20 protein-coding genes are annotated in these 22,257 nt (G+C 51.6%); 14 read left to right on the top strand and 6 right to left on the bottom strand.

All coding sequences use genetic code 11. The features are described 5' to 3' along the window. Window positions 1–128: 128 nt before the first annotated feature. Both ssb and ACXI0A_RS00205 read left to right on the top strand, forming a co-directional pair. Window positions 129–701 (top strand): single-stranded DNA-binding protein, encoded by a 573-nt coding sequence (gene ssb / locus ACXI0A_RS00210; RefSeq protein WP_476151261.1) that lies wholly within the window; start codon window positions 129–131, stop codon window positions 699–701. Between the two features lie 116 nt (window positions 702–817). Then, entirely contained in the window at window positions 818–1,357 is a 540-nt protein-coding gene (locus tag ACXI0A_RS00205; protein WP_476151262.1) for a conjugation system SOS inhibitor PsiB family protein, read from the top strand. Between the two features lie 632 nt (window positions 1,358–1,989). Here ACXI0A_RS00205 and ACXI0A_RS00200 read toward each other — a convergent pair. Continuing rightward, window positions 1,990–2,865, bottom strand: coding sequence for a PD-(D/E)XK nuclease domain-containing protein (locus ACXI0A_RS00200; RefSeq protein WP_476151263.1), 876 nt, complete (start codon window positions 2,863–2,865; stop codon window positions 1,990–1,992). A gap of 621 nt (window positions 2,866–3,486) precedes the next feature. Between ACXI0A_RS00200 and ACXI0A_RS00195 the strand changes: the two genes are divergently transcribed. From ACXI0A_RS00195 to repA, 8 genes are all read left to right on the top strand, one after another. Then, window positions 3,487–5,391, top strand: coding sequence for an ATP-dependent nuclease (locus ACXI0A_RS00195; RefSeq protein WP_039390137.1), 1,905 nt, complete (start codon window positions 3,487–3,489; stop codon window positions 5,389–5,391). After that, the gene (locus ACXI0A_RS00190) at window positions 5,388–7,052 is read left to right on the top strand and encodes a UvrD-helicase domain-containing protein (RefSeq protein ID WP_476151264.1); all 1,665 of its coding nucleotides are present in this window, start codon (window positions 5,388–5,390) and stop codon (window positions 7,050–7,052) included. The genes ACXI0A_RS00195 and ACXI0A_RS00190 overlap by 4 nt, the downstream gene beginning before the upstream one ends. Window positions 7,053–7,380: 328 nt before the next feature. Next, window positions 7,381–9,270, top strand: coding sequence for a ParB/RepB/Spo0J family partition protein (locus tag ACXI0A_RS00185; RefSeq protein ID WP_479485181.1), 1,890 nt, complete (start codon window positions 7,381–7,383; stop codon window positions 9,268–9,270). 48 nt (window positions 9,271–9,318) lie between these two features. Then, window positions 9,319–10,908 (top strand): conjugative transfer relaxase/helicase TraI domain-containing protein, encoded by a 1,590-nt coding sequence (locus ACXI0A_RS00180; protein WP_476151266.1) that lies wholly within the window; start codon window positions 9,319–9,321, stop codon window positions 10,906–10,908. A gap of 5 nt (window positions 10,909–10,913) precedes the next feature. Beyond that, on the top strand, window positions 10,914–11,423 hold the full coding sequence (locus tag ACXI0A_RS00175; RefSeq protein ID WP_476151267.1) for a hypothetical protein: 510 nt from the start codon (window positions 10,914–10,916) through the stop codon (window positions 11,421–11,423). Window positions 11,424–11,508: 85 nt separating this feature from the next. Further along, window positions 11,509–12,045 (top strand): phospholipase D family nuclease, encoded by a 537-nt coding sequence (locus tag ACXI0A_RS00170; protein ID WP_176973028.1) that lies wholly within the window; start codon window positions 11,509–11,511, stop codon window positions 12,043–12,045. Between the two features lie 132 nt (window positions 12,046–12,177). Beyond that, on the top strand, window positions 12,178–12,432 hold the full coding sequence (locus tag ACXI0A_RS00165) for a RepB family protein (RefSeq protein WP_476151268.1): 255 nt from the start codon (window positions 12,178–12,180) through the stop codon (window positions 12,430–12,432). A 283-nt stretch (window positions 12,433–12,715) separates the two neighbouring features. Then, entirely contained in the window at window positions 12,716–13,648 is a 933-nt protein-coding gene (repA, locus tag ACXI0A_RS00160) for a plasmid replication initiator RepA (RefSeq protein ID WP_176973030.1), read from the top strand. A gap of 800 nt (window positions 13,649–14,448) precedes the next feature. Here the strand turns inward: repA and ACXI0A_RS00155 are convergent. Genes ACXI0A_RS00155 through ACXI0A_RS00145 form a run of 3 tightly spaced genes read right to left on the bottom strand, consistent with a single transcriptional unit; the run spans window position 14,449 to window position 15,528 of the window. Then, window positions 14,449–14,943, bottom strand: a complete 495-nt coding sequence (locus ACXI0A_RS00155) for a hypothetical protein (protein ID WP_476151269.1) — start codon at window positions 14,941–14,943, stop codon at window positions 14,449–14,451. After that, window positions 14,906–15,244, bottom strand: a complete 339-nt coding sequence (locus ACXI0A_RS00150) for a type II toxin-antitoxin system RelE/ParE family toxin (RefSeq protein ID WP_031378082.1) — start codon at window positions 15,242–15,244, stop codon at window positions 14,906–14,908. Before ACXI0A_RS00150 ends, ACXI0A_RS00155 begins: the two co-directional genes overlap by 38 nt. 14 nt (window positions 15,245–15,258) lie before the next feature. Then, window positions 15,259–15,528 (bottom strand): hypothetical protein, encoded by a 270-nt coding sequence (locus ACXI0A_RS00145; RefSeq protein ID WP_031378081.1) that lies wholly within the window; start codon window positions 15,526–15,528, stop codon window positions 15,259–15,261. Window positions 15,529–15,941: 413 nt separating this feature from the next. Between ACXI0A_RS00145 and ACXI0A_RS00140 the strand changes: the two genes are divergently transcribed. After that, on the top strand, window positions 15,942–16,547 hold the full coding sequence (locus ACXI0A_RS00140; RefSeq protein WP_031378080.1) for a DUF2913 family protein: 606 nt from the start codon (window positions 15,942–15,944) through the stop codon (window positions 16,545–16,547). A 67-nt stretch (window positions 16,548–16,614) separates the two neighbouring features. Further along, on the top strand, window positions 16,615–17,406 hold the full coding sequence (locus tag ACXI0A_RS00135; RefSeq protein ID WP_031378079.1) for a hypothetical protein: 792 nt from the start codon (window positions 16,615–16,617) through the stop codon (window positions 17,404–17,406). Window positions 17,407–17,709: 303 nt separating this feature from the next. Here the strand turns inward: ACXI0A_RS00135 and ACXI0A_RS00130 are convergent, their stop codons facing one another. Further along, complete coding sequence (locus tag ACXI0A_RS00130; protein ID WP_476151270.1) at window positions 17,710–18,267, bottom strand: hypothetical protein; 558 nt, start codon at window positions 18,265–18,267, stop codon at window positions 17,710–17,712. 62 nt (window positions 18,268–18,329) lie between these two features. Between ACXI0A_RS00130 and ACXI0A_RS00125 the strand changes: the two genes are divergently transcribed. Beyond that, window positions 18,330–19,504 (top strand): IS3 family transposase gene (locus ACXI0A_RS00125; protein WP_476151272.1). Its coding sequence is split into 2 segments (ribosomal slippage): window positions 18,330–18,588 and window positions 18,588–19,504, totalling 1,176 coding nucleotides; the frame shifts between segments, so codons are not numbered across the junction. Window positions 19,505–20,164: 660 nt separating this feature from the next. Further along, complete coding sequence (locus ACXI0A_RS00120) at window positions 20,165–20,365, top strand: hypothetical protein (RefSeq protein ID WP_031378075.1); 201 nt, start codon at window positions 20,165–20,167, stop codon at window positions 20,363–20,365. A gap of 865 nt (window positions 20,366–21,230) precedes the next feature. On the opposite strand, the gene ACXI0A_RS00115 is transcribed toward ACXI0A_RS00120, so the two are convergent. Continuing rightward, on the bottom strand, window positions 21,231–22,106 hold the full coding sequence (locus ACXI0A_RS00115; RefSeq protein ID WP_235321467.1) for a RepB family plasmid replication initiator protein: 876 nt from the start codon (window positions 22,104–22,106) through the stop codon (window positions 21,231–21,233). Window positions 22,107–22,257: the final 151 nt, after the last annotated feature.

Below are 22,257 nucleotides of genomic sequence, written 5' to 3'. Positions count from 1 at the left end.
GGATCTCAAACGGGTGAAGTGAATACCGGAGGATTGAACCAGCCGAGTTCCACAAAAACGTCAACACCGCGGCTCCCGAAACTCAACGGGTGATGGGGTGAACAACTCAGTGAAAGAGGAGAAGAAGTATGGCAGCACGAGGCATCAATAAAGTCATTCTGGTCGGCAATCTGGGGCAGGATCCTGAGGTGCGCTACATGCCAGACGGCGGTGCGGTGGCAAACATCACGCTGGCAACGTCAGAAAACTGGCGGGATAAGCATACCGGTGAAAATAAGGAGATCACGGAGTGGCATCGCGTGGTGCTGTTCGGAAAGCTCGCCGAAGTGGCTGGGGAATATCTGCGCAAAGGCGCGCAGGTCTACATCGAGGGGCAGCTGCGCACCCGTAAATGGCAGGGCACTGACGGACAGGATAAATACACCACGGAAGTGGTCGTCAATGCCGGCGGTACGATGCAGATGCTGGGTGGACGCGCCAGTCACACTGATTCAACGGAAACGCAGAGAAATCAGATTCCGCCATCGGACGCGGTTCAGAAGCGTACAGAATCCCGGGGTGGAGCCAGAGGTAAAGGTGGGAAAGGAGGAAAGGGCTCGACCCGCCCGGCACAGCCGCAGTCAGCACCGCAGCCGAAATGGCCGGAGCCCGGAAACTATCCGCCGCCGCCGCAGGACTTTGACGATCCGATCCCATTTTAAACATGGCAGGGTCCGCGGAAGCGGGACCGTCAAGAACCGCGACTACCCGAAGAGAGTGCCCTGGCGGAGCTGCAACTCCGCACAGGGCGTGACAATCAAATTATAAGGAACCCGATATGTCAGTTATTCAGTCTAAAGAAAATATTCGTGGCGGCAAGCTATCCTGCTATTACGGTCGGCTGGCTGGCGGTGGCATGAGCAGCCACAGCGGTGAGATGACCCGAGATGAGCCGTTAACGCTTGCCCGGCTACGGGCGTTATCTCCCTGTGAGTACGAATCCTATTGCGCGCGAGGCGAAGAGTTTCGTCAGCGTATGACTGGTGCTGTCCTGCACGCGCTTAAGCCCGGTGATGCCTGGCGTACAGACTGTGAAATCCGGGGAGAGTGGGGCGGCGTGTTTCCGGTCCACCTGCGGCTGACGCACCGCAAATGCCGGCACGTCACCCTTGATATACTGAGCCCAGGCGGAGAGTCGCCTTTCTGGCACGGATTAATGTGGCTGAACCCCGATCACACGGGTTTGTACTTCTGGAACAGCGAGCAGTTGGCAACCGACATCATCCGGGAACTGCTGCAGCGTATCGATGAGATGGTGAGAGCGGGATATACGCCAGGGCAGATTGCCGTTGTTTTGCGCCGCGGGGGGATCAACTGATGCATACCCGGTTTATTCCCAGTATTTCCAGCGCAACGAAACTGCCTGTGGGGCTAAGTATGATGGCTCAGGTGGCCGACCTTAAGTGCTCTCACTGGCATCCGGTGACGTCAGAAGCGCAGGGAGCTTCATATGCACCCGGAGATAAAAGCCCTCGTACCGCGCAGTTAAGTGTTAAATCAGTGACAGATAATGAAGTAACCCGTGTGTGCGAAGTAAAGACGCCATTGGCGTTAAAACTGACTCCGCCGGAGGTTGCCTGGTGCAAAGCCGCCACACATATGGAGGCGCTCATCTGCGAAGCGGGAGTCTCACTAGCCTGGCAGACACCGTCTTCGTACAGACGATGGTTCTCCTGCTGGCGGGGAAGGGGAGTGCGGGTAAACGATCTGCTGAATATGACATGGATCTGGCGTGTGCGTGCATCGTACTGATACTGCTAATACAGTTTCAGTGAACGTTTTTGATGGTTCAGCCCGGCAGGTCTATGTTCGGGAATTCTGGGCCCGGAGCTGATTTAGAGTCAATACCGGAAGAAATGTATCGGAGATGCTGACGCAGGGTACCTTCATTGGTGTACCCTGTGCTTTAGACGTTACGGCTTCAAACATTTAGCTTCCAGAACACCCGGCTCACAGCACGTATACCCTCACGCTGACTTCTCCCTCTTTAGAAGTATGCTCTCCCTGCAGATCAGCGATCAATCCGGACGGATTGGTGATGAATTTGTTTGGATCATAGATAACACACCACAGTTTTTTACAGTCCCCGTGTTTACGGTAATGCGCTATATCGATCGTAAGTTCATCTCCAATCTTTTTGGAGTGGTGGCGGTCACGTACAATTTTTGTTTCAAGCACCAGGTTGTGCGCTGGTAACAGAAAGTCCATTCGGGTGCTTACACCAGCGTAGCTAGGTGTGAACTCCTCCGGGCGTATATCCTGAACCCATGGTCTGAGCAGTGAGTGAAGGAGATCCTGAACATCGTATTCACTCTCGAACGACAGGCGTTGACTGCCTTTCCTGCGGTTTGTGAGGGGATGCATTGCACGTTGCAGGCCTTTTACGAGTCGTTCTAACAGGGCCTCTACTTTCTCAGGGATGACGGGCTGCTGGAAGTTGCTGACCGTTTCTTCATGTGAAAGCTCGGTGACGGGAATATGGCCCAGAGGCAATACCTGACCAAAACGATAATAGCGAAGGCCATTCTCGTGAAGTACAGTTTCAATGCGTTTCCTTTTCAGGAACCAATCCTGAAATTCAGGCGTGTCTTTCTGGGGAGGGAGATCCATGAATTCTTCAATAACCCCTCCTAAAACAGCGAGGCTGTCCGTTTCGGGATCCTGCCCAGCATTATAAAGCCAGGTTTTCCATTTAATACTGTGGGAACCCTGCGGTGCGTCCCCGGGCGCGCCAGCCGAATAGAAGAGCAATTCCAGAGCCGGATGTGATCCCGTGGTTGAGATTATCTCTCCAACAACACTGCATAAAGATCTCGATAGCCTCATTCAACCTCCTGTTAAAACGGGTGACCAAGTTTTTATCATTATCGTTGTTATGCATGAGGGCACAATATTCAGGGGAAGAAAAAAAGCCGGCTGGCGCCGGCCTCGCAAGCTCGCGATGGTTTGGACTAATCACTACAACATCACACTGGACTAAGATGAACAGCCCGCAACACGGCAGGAGAATTCACCTGGTGTTGGTTCTTGTCATGCAAACAGGCTGTCATCGGTTTGTGACCGGTCTCACTAACCGGTAGGTTCTACCGGATCGCACCTTGACGCGTTTAGGGTCTGGCGGCTGGGGTCTGATAAAAACTGCAATTGCATCCAGGAAACTGGCTGTTTAATCAGGCACAACAACCTCATGCGGTAAGTTAAAGGTAGGCCAACTGTTATGAATAAAGGAGTCAGAAGTGAGGAGGCGGGGTGAACCATTAGAACAAATCACAAAAATGGCTTTCAAATCTTAAGCAAAATTGTGGTATTAAACTTTGTTACACGGATGGAATAGGATGTTTCTGTAATTTATTTTCTGTGAGAGTGGCTGATACCAGGCTTAATCCTTATGTTGATTATTAATCAGCTGATTGAATTAAATGAGAAAAAACTGAGTTAGGGAGAGACATGAAGCTTGCAACAATTCGTCTAAGTGGTTTTCAGTCTTTTGGTCAGGAGGCCACCGAACTGAGCCTTGAAGATATCACATATATCATCGGGCCAAATGGTTCCGGAAAGACCGCCGCACTTCAGGCTTTGTGTCGACTTTTTGCGTTTGACCCTTCGCTACGGCGGGTTCAGCGTTCAGATTTCCACATCCCTTTTGACGAAGAGGAGGCACCCGCTGAGCGCCAGTTGTGGATAGAGGCAGATTTTCTATTTCCTGAACTTGAAAAGGACCAGGACAACAGCACTGTTGCACCTCATTTTAGTCATATGCGTCTGGACGAGCCAGAAGGTGTAGCGCGCATTCGTTTTCGCCTTACTGCGACCATGGGGCTGGATGGCGACATTGAAGAAGCTTTGGTCTATGTCCTGGATATTGATGCCGATGGCTCCCCTCTGAATGTGGCTCAGGTGCCCAGAGCTGAACGTAATCATATACAGGTGCATTATCTGCCAGCCAGACGCGATCCCGCGGACCATATAACTTATGGTGCGAACGCGTTACTTGGGCGTTTACTTCGCGCTGTCCGCTGGGATGCCGAGCGCGATACGATTAAAGGGCTGACTGACCAGATAAGCGAAAGCCTTGCAGCAAACCCCTCAGTCAATGCTTTTAGTGAAAGTTTAAAAACAACCTGGGCAACACTGCATAAAGGTAAGTTTTTTGCTGATCCTAAAATTACTTTTGTTGCATCAGAAATTGAGTCGCTGTTACGGCATTTATCGGTTTCCTTTACTCCGGGTCACGATGGATCATTTGTCGATTTCTCCCGCTTGAGTGATGGCCAAAAGTCGATGCTTTACCTTTCTCTTGTTTTATCATCTCAGGCGATAGGCAGAGCTGTTCTTGCTGAGAAAGATGTATCCTTTGACCCCGACAAATTACGCCCGCCGGTCTTTACACTGGTAGCCCTGGAAGAGCCGGAAAACAGTCTTTCTCCACATTATCTGGGACGCATAGTGAGTTCCCTTAATGCCATGACAAAACATCCGGATGCGCAAGCACTGATTGCCACGCATGCACCCACTATGCTGCGCCGAGTTGATCCTGAGCGAATTCGTTATCTTCGACTGGATGAGTCACGAGAGACGCGGGTCACTTGTATTAAGTTGCCCGAGACAACAGATGAGGCACATAAATTTGTGCGGGAAGCCGTGCAGGCATTTCCTGAAATCTATTTTTCGCGGCTGGTAGTGCTTGGCGAAGGTGACAGTGAAGAAATTGTGTTGCCGCGTTTGCTGCAGGCCAAAGGTGCGCCCGTTGATGAGTCGGCCATCACGATAGCGCCGTTGGGGGGACGACATGTTAATCATTTCTGGCGACTACTTGCGGCCTTAAAGATCCCTTATCTTACACTGCTTGATTTTGATTTAGCCCGCTATGCGGCAGGCTGGGGACGAATCAAGTACGTCAACGACCAGTTTTCATTACATCATCCGGGTAAGAAACTGCCTGAAAATTATGGAATTCCACATTGGAATGATGGTAAACAGAAATTTCGTAACTTCGAAAATTATCTCGACCTGCTTGAAGAGCGTGGCGTGTTTTTCTCCTACCCGATGGATTTAGACTTTTCAATGCTACTCGCTTATCCAGATGCGTATGGCGTTGATAAAGAAGAGCCCGACGAGGCAACGATTAAAGCTGTGCTCGGAAAAAGTCACTACGATCCAACGCAATACAGGGATGACGAATTAGCGCTGTTCAATACCTATCACCAACGTTTCAAGCTTGGCAGCAAACCCGCAGCACACATCGAGGCGTTGACACAGCTAACAGATGCAGAACTGCTTAAAGGCATGCCAGTATCTCTGGACAATCTGGCAGAAGCCGTTATTGCCAGACTCGCGGAGCTGCCAGAATGATTACTGTTGAAGATTGGCAACCCGCCGATGGATTGACGCTGGAACCCAATGCTGAACGTGCAGCAAAAGCGCGTAAGCGTTGCCTGGCGCTGACTGCCGGACCTGGCGCGGGTAAGACGGAAATGCTCGCGCAACGAGCAGACTTCCTTTTGCGCACAGGAACATGCCGGTACCCCAAGAGAATTCTGGCCATCTCATTTAAGGTCGATGCCAGCAGAAATCTGAAGGAACGCGTTGAGCGCAGATGTGGATTGGAATTGGCCTCACGCTTCGACAGCTATACATTTCATGCGTTTGCCAAAAGGATCATTGATCGGTTCAGACCGATTCTTTCGGGAGAATATGCGCTCGATGCCGGGTACACCATTGTCGAGAAAAAAAATGGCCCATCTCGCACTGAAATAGAATTCGGCGATCTCGTTCCACTCGCTATTCAGATATTGAAAAACTCAAAAATTGCCCGCAATGCGATTCGACAAACATACAGTGATATTTTTCTCGATGAATTTCAGGACTGTACGAACTTACAGTATGACTTGGTTAAACTGGCGTTTCAGGGGACGAAAATTCGCCTGACTGCTGTGGGTGATACAAAGCAGAAAATTATGGCGTGGGCAGGTGCGCTGGACGGTATTTTTCAGAGCTTTGTTAAAGACTTCAATGCGGTACCCCTCAATATGTATCGTAATTTTCGGTCTAAGCCCCAGTTGCTGCGGGTTCAAAATGAAATTATCCGTAAGTTAGATCCTGCATCAGTCATGCCTGACGAACAATTGAAAGGTGATGAGGGTGAAGTATATGCCTGGAGGTTCGACGACAGCCTGATTGAAGCCCGTTATCTGGCTGATTTGATAGGTGGCTGGATAAATAATGAGGGCGTACCACCAGCGGAAATTGCAATTCTGGTTTCTAAGCAGTTGGATTTGTATGCAGACCACCTCATGTCGGAGTTACATGAGCGCGGGATCCCATACCGGAATGAACAGCAGTTACAAGATATCACGGTTGAACCCGTCGCGTGCTTAGTCGTTGATTATCTGTCTTGTCTTTATGGTCACCGGGAACCCAAGGCATGGATACGGCTGATGAATCAGTTAGTCCCTTTTGCAGACGAAGAAGTCCAGGCCAGCACTCGTAAAGACCTTGACCAGTTGATAAGAACGCATCGTAAAAAAGTCTCTGATGCCCGGAAAACGGATTCTCCATTTTCCGGGATGTGGAGTTTTGTTGGGGCTTTCCTGAAGCACGTTGGCATGCAAACGCTTGTAGCTTTATCGCCTGAGTATGAATCTCATGAACGGCTGAAGCAGGTTGTTCGGGATACCAGGGCAAGAATCGAGAACTTGATGGGGGCAGATTCAGATTTATCGGGCGCATTGAAACGGTTTGCGAATGATCAGTCTGTTCGCATTCTGACTATCCATAAAAGTAAAGGCCTGGAGTTTGATTCGGTTGTAATGATGGCAATTGAAAATGAGATTTTTTTTGGTGACGAAGCTGAGAATCGTTGCGCATTTTTCGTCGGTGTTTCTCGAGCAAAGAGACGTCTGGTTTTAACTCATGCCGATAAGCGAGATCAGCCAGCTAACGCCAAGCGCTGGAGGACTATCAGAACGCCTCAATCCGAGTATTTTGGCTACGTGGTCCCATTTGTCCGGTAGCAATAAGCAAAATTAATTTGCTGGCTTGCACAAAATTATTCATTTCAGAATGAGGGACAGAATTGATATCAATTCTGTCCCTCTTTTTTGCAGTAATTTTGTTTGGTACAGGCATGAGTTGACCGCACAGTTTCTGACTCTTATTTGAATTTTTTAACCGCTTGACTGGACACCTTCGGCTCCCCGGTATGACGGGTCGTCAGCCCGACTTCGCTAACCGGCAGGCCGCTAAGCTCCGCCGAACCGCCACAGGCGACGTTTCGGGCCTGGCGGCTGGGGTCTGATACCCGTTCGTCGTCCCGCGAAAACGAAGGTTGATAAGGCAGCAGTGGCGGCAGTGGAACAGGCGCTGGAGAAAGTGGAAATCGAGATGATCCCGCTGTCGCGTCTGGCGGTGTCGCCGCTGAACGTGCGCAGCAAGGTTTACGTGCAGTCGCGTATTGAGTCGCTGGCGGCCACCATCAAAAACGTTGGGCTGCTGCATAACCTGATCGCGCATGATATGCCTGACGGCCTTCTTGGCGTGGCCTGCGGCGGTCGTCGCCTGACAGCGTTGCAGTTACTGCTGGCACAGGGTGTTTATCAGCCCGATCAGCTTATTCCTGTTAAGCGTGTGTCTGAGGAACTGGCCCGTGCCGCCTCGATGGTGGAAAACGGCGAGCGCGAGGACATGCACCCTGCCGAGCAGATTGCCGGATTCCAGGCGCTGGCTGATGAAGGCAAAACCCCTGCACAGATTGGCGACCTGATGGGCTACGGCTGGCGTCATGTGCAGCGCTGCCTGAAACTCTCAGGCCTGGCACCTGCCATTCTTGACGAGCTTGCTGCCGACAAGATTACGATTGAGCAATGCCAGGCGCTGACGCTCGCCGACTCGCATGAACGCCAGGTGGAGGTGTGGGATCAGGCTTCCAGCTATTACAACCCGTCAGCCGACACCATTCGTAACCTGATCACCTCTTCAGAGACTGAAATCAGCCGTTCCCATAAATTTGCCTTCGTGGGCAAAGATGCCTACCTGGCGGCAGGCGGCACTATTCGTGCCGACCTGTTCAGCGGTGAAGACGATGGCTACATCGATACCGCGCTGGTTGAAAGCCTGACGCTTGAAAAGCTGCAGCAGATAGCGGAAGCCGTGAAGAAGGAGGAGGGCTTTGCCTGGACGGAGGTCAGTGCTGACAGGCGGCTGCACTCCTGGGACAGCAAGGTGAAGCGTTCGTATGTGGTGCCGCAGGAGCGCTGCCCGGACTACACCCCGGAAGAAGACGCGCAAGTGAGCGAACTGCGCGCGCAGTGGCGTCTAACCGACGATGAATCCTTAAAGCCTCAGCTGAAAAAGCAGATTGCCGCGCTGGAAAACGCTGCGGACAAACGTCACTGGTCGGCGCTCGATAAAGGCAAAACGGGCGCGGTGGTCTGCTATGAGTCCGGCGTGTGCTTCATTCAGCGCGGCGTACAACGAGTGGCGGACCTGCCGAAGAAAAACAAACCTGAAAACAAAGATGACGTGCAGGCGATGTCTGAAGGCTATTCCGCCGCGCTGGTGCGCTCGATGTCCTGCGAGCGATCGCTTGCGGTGCAGGCCGCACTCTGTTCAAAACCGGATATATCGGTCGCGATGCTGACCTGGACGCTGTGCCGTTCAACGTTCAGCCATAGCAGTTATGACAACACCCCAATGAAAGTCAGCCTGACCGACAACAGCTCTTCGCTGGTTTCTGACTCCGCTTCTAAGAAGGAGGGCAAAGCTTGGCAGTTTATGCAGCAGCAGAAAGCGGAGTGGCAGGCGAGATTGCCCGAGCGCTGGGCGCAGGACTTCCGCTGGCTGCTGGACTGGAGCTCCGATGATGCGCTTGGGCTGCTGGGATTCTGCAGCGCCGCAACGATCTGCTCTTTCCAGGACAGGATCTATGGCAAAAGCCAGACCAGCAACCTCGATATGCTGGAGACGGCGATGGGCTTTGAGCTCGCTGACTGGTGGCAGCCGACCGCTGACGGGTTCTTCAAGCGTATGAGCAAAGATCAGATTGTGGGCGCACTTACGGAGGCGGGTAAGACAGGCAACGCCAGCGATGCGGGGAAAATGAAAAAAGGTGACGCCGCCGGGTTTGCAGAGGAGGCACTCAAAGACGCTCGCTGGGTTCCTGCGTGGATGCGACCGCTTAAAGACGATGCGGCAGAAAGCGACAGTGAAAATACTCAGGACAGCGAAGACTGACAGCGGCAGACCGCCCGAATGGGCGGTCATTATATTAGGAGAAAAGCCATGAACACGATCCCCCGTCACCTCTCACTCGTTCCTGCCTGTCCGTTCACGCTCGCCGTCAGCCTCGCCATTGCCGACGTTGAAAAGCGCCAGAAGGGCAGGGCGGCACGCGGTACGCACCCTTACGCCAGCGCCTTTGTGCGCTATTACTGCGATACTCGTACGATCAAAGCAGACCATCTGCGCCGGGTAATGCCAGAATATTCCCCGCGTGACCGCTTTGCGCCTGCTGCCGTAGAGTACATGACAGCGCTCGATACGCTGATTGCTTCCCGGGGGGAGCGCTGTCCGTCGCCGCTTTCACAGGATAAGGATAGCGGCGTGGTGCGCATGGCCGGGCTTGATGGCGCGCCAGACCGCTGGATCCGACCCGCGGAGCTGCGCAAGGAAGACGTGGCGGTCTTTAAGGAAGTCACGCGGGACATCAGCCCGGGCGAGAGGATCCGCCTGACGGCAACGGATCGTGACCGCAACGTACGTGCCAGCGACATGGCAGTGGTGTCAGGCATTACGGAGGAGGGAACCATTCTGCTCAACACCGGTGACCGGCAGCTGTCATTCAATCCCACCGCGCACTATGCCGACCGACACATGGACTACGGCTATGCCGTCACCACATACAGCTCGCAGGGCGCGTCGGTTAAGTACCTCATTGGCCTGTTTGGCGAAGAGGGTGCCAGAGGGCGGATGGCGGCGCTGGACAGCACCTACGTACAGCTTTCCAGGGCAAAGGAGCACGTGCAGACCTATTTTGACAATCTGTCCGGTTGGGCAACGAAGGTGGAGAGTAAAAGCGGGCGGCGCCAGACGGTGCACGACGTGATGATGCGCGCAGAGGACGTGCGCGCGGACCGCGAGATGCAGGTGTGGGACAAAAGCCTGCCGGTGTCCGGCACGCGCCTGGCGGATCGTGTCGACCGGGACCTGACGGCCGACGCACGCTTTATGGCCGGTAAGACCCCGGAGATGCTCTGGCCGGTGATCAATGAGCACGGCCGCCAGCGCGGGAACCTCCACGTTCCGGTATCGCCCTCAGGCGGGGAGGTGGATTTTTCAGGCGCCCACTATGAAGGGGCAGCGGACGGTCACCGCATCGTGCTGCAGCGCGGCGAAAAGCACGGAAAGGTGCTTGAAGCGACAGATTTAGCGGCAGCGCTGCAGCTGATGAAGGACAACCCGGGAAGCCCGGTTGTGCTCTCTGCTGACTACAGTGAACGCCCGGACAGCAGCCGCGCCGCTGCAGCGGCAACATCAGCGGCATCCGGGGGCGAAGAGCTGGATCGTCGAGAAGTCGAGGCGCTGGAGAAAGCAGTTAAGGCCGCCCTGGACCAGGAGGAGAAAGAGCCGGAGCCGGCTGTGCAGGATGAAGCCCGTGAGGCATTAGAGGACAAAGACAGCGAACGCGAAGCCGCGCTGGCTGCGGCGCTGGCGGAACTGCAGGAAGAGGAAGCATTCGACTACCGCGACTACGACCTGTCGCCGGAGCGGGACGACCGCGCAATGATGAACGACGAAGTCAACGTGATGCGCCATGAGCGCAGCGAGCCTGAGCCGGAGTTTGGCCAGAAATCCCAGAAAACGATGGAGTAAACGCTATGACTGTAATGCTTGGCGCCGCTACGGCGATCGTGGTCCTGATGATGCTGTTCGCCTGGCTGCCGGAAATTCGCGAGCCAGGTCTGCTGCTGCGCCGGTGGAGCCGCGGCAGCAACGGGGACTGTTCCACGGGAATTCGTCAGGCCGTGGATGACGTCATCACTGGGTTTGTAGCGGAACACAACTTGCCAGAAGTGGATGCGTCGCGCCTGCGGGAGATGAAGTCGCGCCCTGGCATGATGCCGGTCACGCTGCTACTGCATCCACAACTGGTGAAACAGGAAAACGGGCGATTCGTGCGCGGGCGAAACCTGACGGCCGTCATGGCGGCCACTGGCGTGAGCACGCTGATCCTGCCGCCGTTAGCGGGTATGGCCCTGCATGACGTTAGCCTGAGCCTGCTGCCGCTTCTGAACGTCGCCGTGTTTTTTACCGGCGTGCAGCTGGTCAGGCAGACCTACTCGGATCTGAGCCTTTTAAACGTGCTGGTGACAGGAAAACCTGACTGAATTAACGGCCTGCCGCCCTGCGGTTGACCGGTCCCTCGCGTCCAGGATTATTAATCCGGCACGCTCACGACCCCCGGAGAAACCCATGAGAATTTTCGTTCTGCCGCTGTTTATGAGTGGCCTGATAACGTTTGTGCCAGCGGGTCAGGCTTATGCCGAGCCCACTTTCAGCGCTGGCTTTTCCCCCGAGGGCGGCGCTGAAGCGCTGGTGCTCGGGATCATTGAACGCGCGCAGTCTGACATCCGGCTCGCCGGCTACAGCTTCACCTCCCCTGAGGTCGCCGCTGCGCTGATAAGGGCTAAAATGCGCGGTGTTGACGTGCGTATGGTGCTCGATGAGAAAGCGAACCAGAACCGCAAGAGTCGTGTGGCGATAAATTTGCTTACTGCACGCAGTATCCCCGTTCGTGTGAACGACCGGTACGCCGCAATGCATGACAAGTTTATCGTTGCAGACGGGCGGACGGTTGAAACCGGCAGCATTAACTACACGTGTGCTGGCGCAAGACATAACAGCGAAAATGCACTGCTTATCGAGCACATGCCGGTGCTTGCTGACCGCTATCTCAGGCACTGGCAGTCCCGCTGGGATGAAGGTGTTGCCTGGAACCCGTCCAAGTAACCACGCTGTTGACCGTCCGTACTACCTGATAACGCCTTCGCCAGCGGCTTATCACCTATCACAAATAAGGCATATTACTGATTTGGCTTATGCTATTCTGCGGAAAGTCTTATTTTGCAGCAGGGTACGAGCATGAGCTCCCGTGATTCAGTAACATCACCTCCCGAAAAGAAACGCACTCGTAACAGAGAGCAGCCAACTCCTGATAAGGATCGCGCTCGCGCTTATAAGGCGAGGAAGCGTGAAACACACAGACCTGTCAGCATCTTCATTCAGACTGAGATGAAAGACGCACTGGTTAAGCTCTGTGAGTTGAAGGGATTAACGCAGGCTGAACTGCTTGAAAAGCTGATCGAAGCTGAAGCGCGTAACAATGGAGTGCTGTGACTGGTCACGTTATTGCCGAAAGCGTTTCTGAGTGATAGATTACGGACAGTTAAGAATTGATGGTTGGCCACGCCGGAAGGTGGCAGGGAATCTGAGGCGGCAGGTCCAAATCAGAAAAGAAAAACCCCGATAATCTTTCGAGTTTGGCGACGAGAGAAGATTACCGGGGCTTCCATACAACTGCACAGGACTATTGCCCTGTGCGGGGAGTATAGTTTTATGCCCGGAAAAAGACAATTCGTTCTGTGCTTACTCCTCCCGAGCAATATAAGCGCCGGGGGACATGCATAAGCATACAGTTCTTAACACATCTCCACGACCCGATAATCGTCATCGCGGCGATCACTCCACCACCTGCAAATGCTCTAATCCTGAGTGGTTTGCGCCAAAAGGCTATAAACGCCTCCCCGGTCAGATGGGCCATGCCATGAGCCGGCTTGTCGTAAAAGACAGGCGCACAGGCAAAATGACGCTACGACAGCGGATGTCCCGCCATCCGTATTTTGTCCAGTTGCGCGATGCAGCAGGGCGTAAACGTGATTTTCGCCCGGAAAAGCAGGCGCTGTATGACGCCTTGTGGCCGCTTTGCATTCAGCGCGCGGATATGGCCACGTCCGTGGTGACCTTCAACGGCAGCAAACTGGCTGACGAACTTAGCCCGAAAGATGAGAAGGGCAGTGTTATTCCCGAAACCCGCGTTGAGCCCTGCCGGCTTTCCCGCCTGTTCGAAGAGTGGGAGCGTTACGGCCTGATTGAACGGCCGGATCTGGAAATGGACCCGGCTACAGGCTACTGCATGCCGCGTCATGTCGTCCTGACCGATCGTTTCTGGGCCCTTTGCGGCATCGACATGGATAAATTTCTGGCCGAGCGCAACGAGCGGCTGGCTGCCGAAGCCGACGGCATCATTGAGCCGGGCACGCACACATCCGTGCGAGCCGCGCGCCGGCGCTGGTATGAACACATGCGTATGGCCACACTTATCAGCCGAAGGGAAAAAGCGTCAAAGCAGAAGCGCCGTAAGCGGCTGAGCAAGCTATCTCTCGATGACCGGCGCAACGCGATGGCCAAGCTGCTGCGCGCACGCCCGGCTCATGCATGGCGCGACCTTTCACCTCATGACTTTGACCGCCTGGTGTGGAAATGTCTGCGCCAGCTGGAGCTGGGCCTCAATTACGAGCCCGTTCTGCCCGACAAACCAGACATCGTTCACTGATTTCATCCTGCAGTTTTAACCGCCTTAACTGGCGGTGGTGGCGATCGTAGCGGATGCAAAAATGCAGACAGCAACGCCGGCATTAGCTTCCCCTGAAACATGAAAAGTGGCCACAGGCCGTGCGCCACTTTTTTTTACCACAGTTATCCGCAATCAGTATCCTGCGATTACAGGCAAACAGAGTCACCGTTACGCGCAAGACAGTCCTGACTTACGTCAGAAAGAAATAATCAAAGTAATAAAGAAGGTTTTCATGCAGGCCACTGGCGTGGATAAGTGTGCAGCCATTAATCGCAGCGACATGCCAATCCAAAATCCGGAGGTAGCTCCCACCGACAAGCGGTGGGCAATAAGGCACTAGTTACAACATACAGTAATATTCTTGTTAACATCAGCACCGAGCCGAATCTGAAACCCCGCGCCCCTCTCCACCAGGACCCGCGCCGTGCCTGCACCCCGGTTGCCCCCACTGACCAGCCGCCGCCGCCCGGCCCGAAGGGCCGGAACTGCAGTCGCTGTAATAATGGATGCTGTAACTAATGAGTTCGTCGTTGATGTGGGTTTTAGCTGCGGGTTCTTTCTTTCGTCTGCGACCGTCTGACTTCAGTGCGCATGAAAGGCTGCTGCTTAAACGGCGGTCGAGCAGGGCGATGATCGAATAGGTGAGTTAATTATATCTGAGGCTTGCTGTGTAGCGTTCTAAGGGCCGTTCATTTGAAAAATGACATCGAGTTCAGGACTTTTAGCGGGGATGCTGGGTTACAGACGCATGATATCTTTCATTAAGGGATATTTCTAAATCAGGAAGCGTCAGACAGTATGTACTTATTGAGCGCCGCGCCTTGTCCTTCCCGAAACTCAAAATCATACGTGCAACCGCGCGCTAGCAAAACGCGGTAAAGCTCGTAAATGAGATCACGATTTGGACCTTCGCCTATCTCAGCCTTTTCCAGGGCGAGTCGTGTTGAGGTGACAAGCACTACGTGGCATGCTTCGTCCAGCTGCAGGGCACCATCAATCAGTCCCTGAATTATACTCCGTTTTGAAGTAGTGTCCTGATAGTGAAACGTCAGCGAGGTTTTCTGATTATTTCGCTCTATCAGCACTCTCGCAAATCCCTCGCGACTCTGCGCATTGCAACTCCCCATTGAATAGATGTGAACGGTTTTTATCATTTTACGGCTGCCCATCAGCCCTAAGGTTAAGATTGAATCGTCAGAAATATAAAAGAAAGCCCGGCGCGCCGGGCATTGAGTGTCAGTGTAGAAGGTTATATCGGTACAACTGCTTTTCAAAATCCTGTTTCATGCTGACAAACATCAATATCTCGATGTTTTTTCCGTCAAAGTCATACAGCACGCGATACTCGTTTTCAACATCCAGTCGCTCACGAAGCAACATGCCTCTGTTCTGAAGAAGAAAGTTGAAACGATATCTTGTCGGATCCTGTTCAATGGCTTCGATCGCATCATCGAGCAAAAAATCAACCAGTTCCATTGCTCTCTGAGTGCCGATAAATCCGCTCTTATACGATTCGATATCCGATAAACTTTGCACCGCCATAGGTGCGATAATCACGTTGAATTGCTGCGACACTCAATACCTCGATGTTATTTTCTGGCCTCACGCAGTTTTCTCCGGGCTTCTTCCGGGGTCATGCCCTTGCCTTCTTCGATTTCCTTTTTAGCCAGCGTGGCCAGCTTGAAAAGGGCGTTTATATTGCGTTCCTCTTTCATTTCACGCAGCTCCGCATCACGTTCTGCGGCCGTCTGAATGAATAATTCAGCTACACCGTTTTTGGTTACGTAAACACCTCCTGCAAAGGTTTCAGCATTTCCGAGACTGTCTCTAGCGAGTTTCTGGGACATGGTTTGCGACATTGTGAACTCCGGTTAGTGGAGAACGCACCGGCTAAACAGACTGGCTGCGTTTCCTGGCTGGTTTTATCTGTTTCCTAGATTGATTAGGCCTTTATGTATGGCAGCTTCTGTTAAAAATCACGCGCGGCCCTCAGCATGATTGAGATCTCACTCTATCATCGAGGATAAATAGAGTACACATTTATCCTCCTCAGGGTGCAACTTACACTTTTCACGCTTGCTCGAAAACGATAGCGTACAATATGGCTGGCATAAAAAGAGTGTGAAAATGCTGGTAAAATGCTTCAGGTAAGTATGATAAGGTCTTTTTATTCATGGTATTAGCAACGCCAACATAAGTCTCTTGCGTGATTCACCTGAAGAGTGGCGGTCCGGCACAAGGTTAAAAGCAATAAAAAGTATGAATTTCGAATATGGATACTTCTAATCTCTACGTGGATCACCTCGCCTGGTGCGGCCTGATTGCTCTTGCCCTGGCTCGACAGACAGGGGCAGTAAACTCTCCCGCTCAGGAAAATCTTTTTTTGTGCAGATGGCTAGCGACTGCGGAGAAGAAACGTCTGTTTCGGCGTGAACTGGCGAATGACATTCGATGGCTGCTAAAAGAGGGCCGGGAAAAAGGTTTTCAGGCTGATCTGCCCGGTAAGCTTGAATATCTCTGGCGGGCCAGCAGCGGTGATTTGCTCGCTCAGAATGACCTCTTCCGCCTACAGCACGTGATGCACGCTATCAAGCTGACAGGGATCAACTATGGTGTTCTCGCTGAATCAGAATGGGAAGGGCGCCACGCTGTTAGAGTCAGCCCAAAGGTTCCGGGAGTGTTCATCAGAAAAGCCGATCTTGAAACCGGGTTCGATGAGGATGGGAGTCTGATTCGAGCAGTGGCCGTTCGCATTACCGCCGAAAATTCTGCTGTTGATACATTACTATCACGCGCCGGTTGGAAGCAGAAACCTGATCCAAACACGCCTTTCCTGCACTATCTGTCCACGATTAGCCATGAAGAAAGCAAGGCATAGCTGTTTCGCTGGTTGCAGTGCATATTGTAAATTGATGCATTAACTCTCATCCCACTGAAAAGTCGATATGTTTCGCAATTCTTTGAATTTTAGATCTAAATTATGGCGCATCCTTTTGACGCATAGAGCTAAAGCCACCGGCGCGCTGGTTTTGTTAGCAGTGTTGTGCGGCTATATCAATGACATTGGCGACACGTTTAGCAGCCTGAAACAACTGCTAAGCAGTAAAAAAGAGAGTCTCGTTGTCATCAAAGCACGACTGAAACCATACCGGTTCAGACCGGATATCCGCGAAGCGCGCGACGATGCTTTCCTGATAATGGAACTTCGTAATTACGGCAGCACTTCAGTCATGTTGACGGCTGCGCGTATTAAAATCACTGACAGTCATGTTGCGCGTGAAGGAAAAGCAGGCTGGTATGGGCGCTGTTCGCTTTCCTCAGACAAAAATGCGAATAAACCCCTCAGTATCGCGCCAGGTGAGACAAAATGGGTGATGTTAAGCAGAGCCATTGAGCTGCCGGGTATGGCCGATTTGCTTGATCAGCCTCCTTTCAGTGAAGTGTTTGTGGCTACTCCCGAAGAGCCTTATACCGTTGCAGAGCAATATCTTATTGCTGAGTTAAACAGTCGATTCTCCGATGTTTACGGTCCCGGTGCGGCAATCGAAGCAACGGTATACGTCGGGCCTGAGGATGAACCACACCATTACAAATTTCCCCTTTCACAGGGCAAGTCGATCTTTGAAAAGGATGGCAGCCTACAACATGACTGGCTAATGGCTAACTGGAAGTATCCAACCGCTGGATTGTGGAGTAGTCTCTCGAAATCCTGTCTAGCTACAAATGATTTTGGGTAGAAAGAAGGGTATAGCTGAGTTTTAGCGAGCCCGGGACACGACATTTAACATAATAAATGTTTTGTGCACTTTTGTATTGTTATGATTAATAACATAATTAACACAAAAGCACCGCGATTTTCACTTTTAACTGGGCTTAGATGATACTGACCTGATCACACATAACGCCTTAACGTCACTCTGGTTGTTCCTGAAAACGCCTGCGACGCTATGATGCATTTTCCCAGCTAGATCTTACTGATTCTATAGATCTGATACAGCCGGCCTCACCTTCGCACTACATGGTAAGTCCGGCTAATTTACTTAAAAAAATAGATGTAGAAATGAATTTATCGGCGTAGCAAAGAGATGGCTCGTTTTTGCTGAATGCCCCCACACTATGCCAGTGATCCGAGCTTCCGACGGGGTCCATACCCCTCCCGCTTGGGTAACTTCGATATACCTCGTATTCCACAATGGAGAACCACTCATCCCATTCGGGAGGGATAAGCTTCCGGTCGTACCCACTAACGGAGTGGCCAGCTCTGTATTCCATGCACAACAAATATGAGTACCTTTAACTGGTACCGGTATTTGGGGGAAATTAGCGGGATCAAATTCAACTTCACGCAAAAACACACCCATCCCTTTTACTTCATGCTGGCCAAAACCTGCTAAAGCGTCCTCTCCCGGGAACCCGTAAGCATAGAGATATTCATCTTTAACTGGGCAATGACTAACAGCGTAGTGATTAATGGTGGTGCATTCCCCTTTATGCTCCAAGCGTCGGAAAGTCTTAGAGATATCAGCATTGGCAAAGTCTAAAGGAAAGGGATGGAGGGAAAATTGACTACCAACAGATATTCCACATTGTAGTGGCATAGTGAATTTGGCCACCTGAATAGAGGTGATATCATCACCTCATAGTCAAAACAGGTGACATTATGACCGGACGTAACAGACGCAATTTTAGCCCCGAGTTTCGCCTCGAAGCTGCCCAGCTTGTACTCGATCAGCATTACACCGTTGCCGCCGCTGCTACGGCAATGAACGTCGGCAAATCCACAATGGACAAATGGGTTCGACAACTGAAAGAAGAGCGAGCGGGAAAATCACCCACTGCTTCACCCATGACACCTGAGCAGATTGAAATACGCGAGCTAAAGAAAAGACTTCAACGCGTTGAAATGGAAAGGGATATATTAAAAAAGGCTACCGCGCTCTTGATGTCAGACTCCCTGAACAATTCTCATTAGTTGAGAAACTCAGGGCGCGGTTTCCTGTTGCCGTTGTGTGCAACGTGTTTGGGGTTCATCGCAGCAGTTATAAATACTGGCGGCAGCCCAGGAAGCCTGACGCCACGAGAGTGGCATTACTGAGCCTTGTGCGTGAAGTTTATCGCGAAAGTAACGGCTCAGCAGGAGCGCGAAGCATTGCCGCGATGGTCACCACCAAAGGTATAAAACTGAGCCGCTGGCGGGCAACAAAGCTAATGAAAGCGCTCAATATTATCAGCTGTCAGCAACCTGGCCATCGTTATAAGAAGGCGTCTAAGGAGCACATTGAGATCCCTAATTATCTGGATCGCCAGTTTGCTGTTACCGAGCCTAATCAGGCCTGGTGCGGTGATGTGACTTATATCTGGACGGGAAAACGCTGGGCTTATCTGGCTGTTGTACTCGATTTGTTTTCCCGTAAACCGGTTGGCTGGGCGATGTCATTTTTCCCGGATTCTGCACTGACAGCTAAAGCGCTGTCCATGGCCTGGGAAGCGCAAGGAAAGCCGGCTAATTTACTGTATCACTCGGACCAAAGCAGCCACTATACCAGCAGGAATTTCAGGCAGTTACTGTGGAGATATCAGATAAAGCAAAGCCTGAGTCGCCGGGGAAATTGCTGGGATAACAGCCCAATGGAACGATTCTTCAGAAGCCTGAAAACAGAGTGGGTACCGGATAATGGCTACGCGAATTTTAACGAAGCCAGCACGGCAATAACGAATTACATCACAGGATATTACAGCCAGCTCAGACCTCATCAATATAATGGTGGTTTGACGCCGAATGAATCAGAACGATTGTTCTGGAAAAATTCTAAAGCTGTGGCCAGTTTTTGTTGACCGCTACACTGGTACTTCCAGTCGTTTAATAATATAAAATTAAGCTTTTCAAAAGAGTTAGACTGAAGCTGTTAAGATAATTTTAACCAGAATATCTTCACCCTTCATCCGAAAATAAGACGTATCTCAGGCAGGGGCTGCTGCTGCCGAATTCCGGGTAATCAGCCTCAATACTCTGTCGTGGCAGATTGATCTTGCTCGGCGCGTATTTCTCCGTCGTGAAGGAAAGACCGCCCCTCTTTTCAGGATGGCCGCTAATTGGCGTGATGCCGGTAGGTAAAGCACAGATCCTGCTTATTAATTTCTGCCTGATACCGGAAACCCAACGATGTAGTCGCAAGCAACCCACGTGGCTGAGCTTATTCGGGCCGACACCCTCGAAGGTTGGCTCGATACCTGCGCACAAGGTTAATGGTGACGTTCCTTTCTCTGGCTGCGTTCGGCGTTCCAGGGGAAGGAGGGACGCTCTCCGAGGACTGCTGTTGCTGAATCAGTTAAAACTTTCCGGTACTTAACGCGTCCGTGGTGTTGGGTCATTCCGCGCGCTGGGTCGGTAGTATCACATCCGCCTGGCAACGCCATCAGACGAAACAATTGTATGCAACAACTTCGCAAGTGACATTCGGTTCGCAGCCACACTGGCTTCTCCATGCATGTCCCATGCTTAAAGCATTCACGCGGGCGGGTATGGGCCCCAGCAAAGGCAGGCAGTGCGAACACACCATTGCCTGCATTATCGCGACAGAACACAAGCGCCAGATCACCCTGCAGGGCTTTTACCTTATACGTCCCCCGCTAAAGCCCGTATCTCTTGGAAAAATTATCTCGCGCAGAGTGGAAGAAGAAACCGATCCTCACTGATGTCCAAGAACAGCAACAAGTTTAATGACGTCATTAATCAACGAAGGTTCTTACAGGCATTAATATAGATGGTGTCCTGCTCAGAGTGGCCACGCCCCCCCCTATATAGTGGATGAGCAGAACACAGAATTACATTCAACCACCCTGTGCAGTGGATCAACCTTACGGGTCTACCCGGCAGAGTGGATCATCAGAGAGAAGTTACCCGGTACAGTGGATCACTAAGCAAGATTTCATGGTGGCCCGGCGTGATTTCATGACGTTGTCACCACTAGTTCAATGCAGCCCACCAGATAAGGGTATCCACTGTACCGGGTTATCAACGCAATGAAGTCTTTCCGGAGAACAGTTCAGTGCTTACCCGGTACAGTGGATATGTTGCGATGAGAATCACCCTACATAGTGGATTGGGAAGTACTTGCTTTACCCTGTCCAGTGGATCAACTGTTATTGAAGGCAATCTTTAATAGAAGGTCTACCCCGTGAAATAGTTACAATGTGAGTATGTAAGTACTCACAAACTTGTTATCATTATTCAAGAATTATAAATTTCACTTCAGATCTTTTTAAGATCCTCCTCCAGCAAATCGACGGACATCTACCGTCTTTTAAATCGGTTTAAGGCCTCAGTTTACCCATACACTGCAGCGGGTAGTGAACGATCCTTATCCACGGTAGAGGGTAACCATCACGGATATAAGTGACACTGTGACTAAATCACCTTCGCTATCAGTTATGCCAGACGAATCAAGTGCAGGATGAATTGCGTTAAAGGTATCGGAGGATATCCACTGCACCGGGAAAGAAAGCTCCACTGTAGCGGGTACTGCACCCGGTACAGTGGATATCCACTATACCGGGCAAATCAAAGTTTGGGGTTGCGTTTGAGAATGTTGAGGACGTAGTCGCCGCCCTCTTTTTCAACGGAGTATTCGAGGAAGCCAATGTCATTGAGCTGCTGCAGAGCTTTTTTAATCGTGGCGTTCTGGTTGCCCAGATGCGATGTCAGCTGCAGGCGTTCGCGTAATCGGTCAAAACCGATTCGGTAAAAGTTCGGTGGCAATTCGGCCAGATACAGGTACAACGCCTGTGCCGATTCCTTACGGGAAAGCACCTGAAGAGCCTTCAGATAGAGTCGGGTTTTCCCATCTACCCGGTACAGTGTATTGAGCTTCTGGTTGGGTTTGATGAAGATTTTGCCCGTACTGCTGTCGTAGTAAGTCGACTCAACAAGGTGCATGTTTATGGTGATACGATCGTCTGTACCGGGGACCGCCTTAACAAAGCTTATATTCGTACGCGCGATACGCGTCAGGGAGGCGTCAAAACGCTCTTTAAGCTGTTTATCAATGCGTTTGGTATCAAACCCACAGTATTTGGCAAAGTCCGCGAAATTGAGCTCCAGATGATGATCCTTATCCATCTTCTTCGTGGACAAGGCGTAGACGATGCCAACCCAGACCTTGAAATCTGTATCCATGTCGAGTCGCGGACCATAAATCTGAATCTGATTGTATCCCTCACCCTCTACAATGGATAATCTGGACAGCGAGTCAGTCGCATCTACGCTGTGATTCTTACGACCACCCTTCCCAGTGGATTTAAGAGTGGGTACAAAGACACCAAGGCGAAGCAGGACTTTTGGCTGGATCGTCTGACGAAGGTTAGGGATCAGATGTATAACTTCACCTGAATCTTTTACTTCCTCATTGATTACTAGTCCTAAATTACTGTTATCCATAGATATTCTTCATTTGTGACCAGTGGGGATAAGATCTTTATAGTACCCGTCATAGTGGATCAATTCCACCCGGCACAGTGTACTATTTCCCCTGTACAGTGGATCATTTGCCCGGTACAGTGTATCCGCTCCCCTGTACAGTGTATCTAGA

It is taken from the genome of Pantoea sp. C1E2 (genome assembly GCF_056491465.1).
Note: the sequence above shows the minus strand (reverse complement) of the source record. Positions and strands in the feature narration are given on the sequence as shown.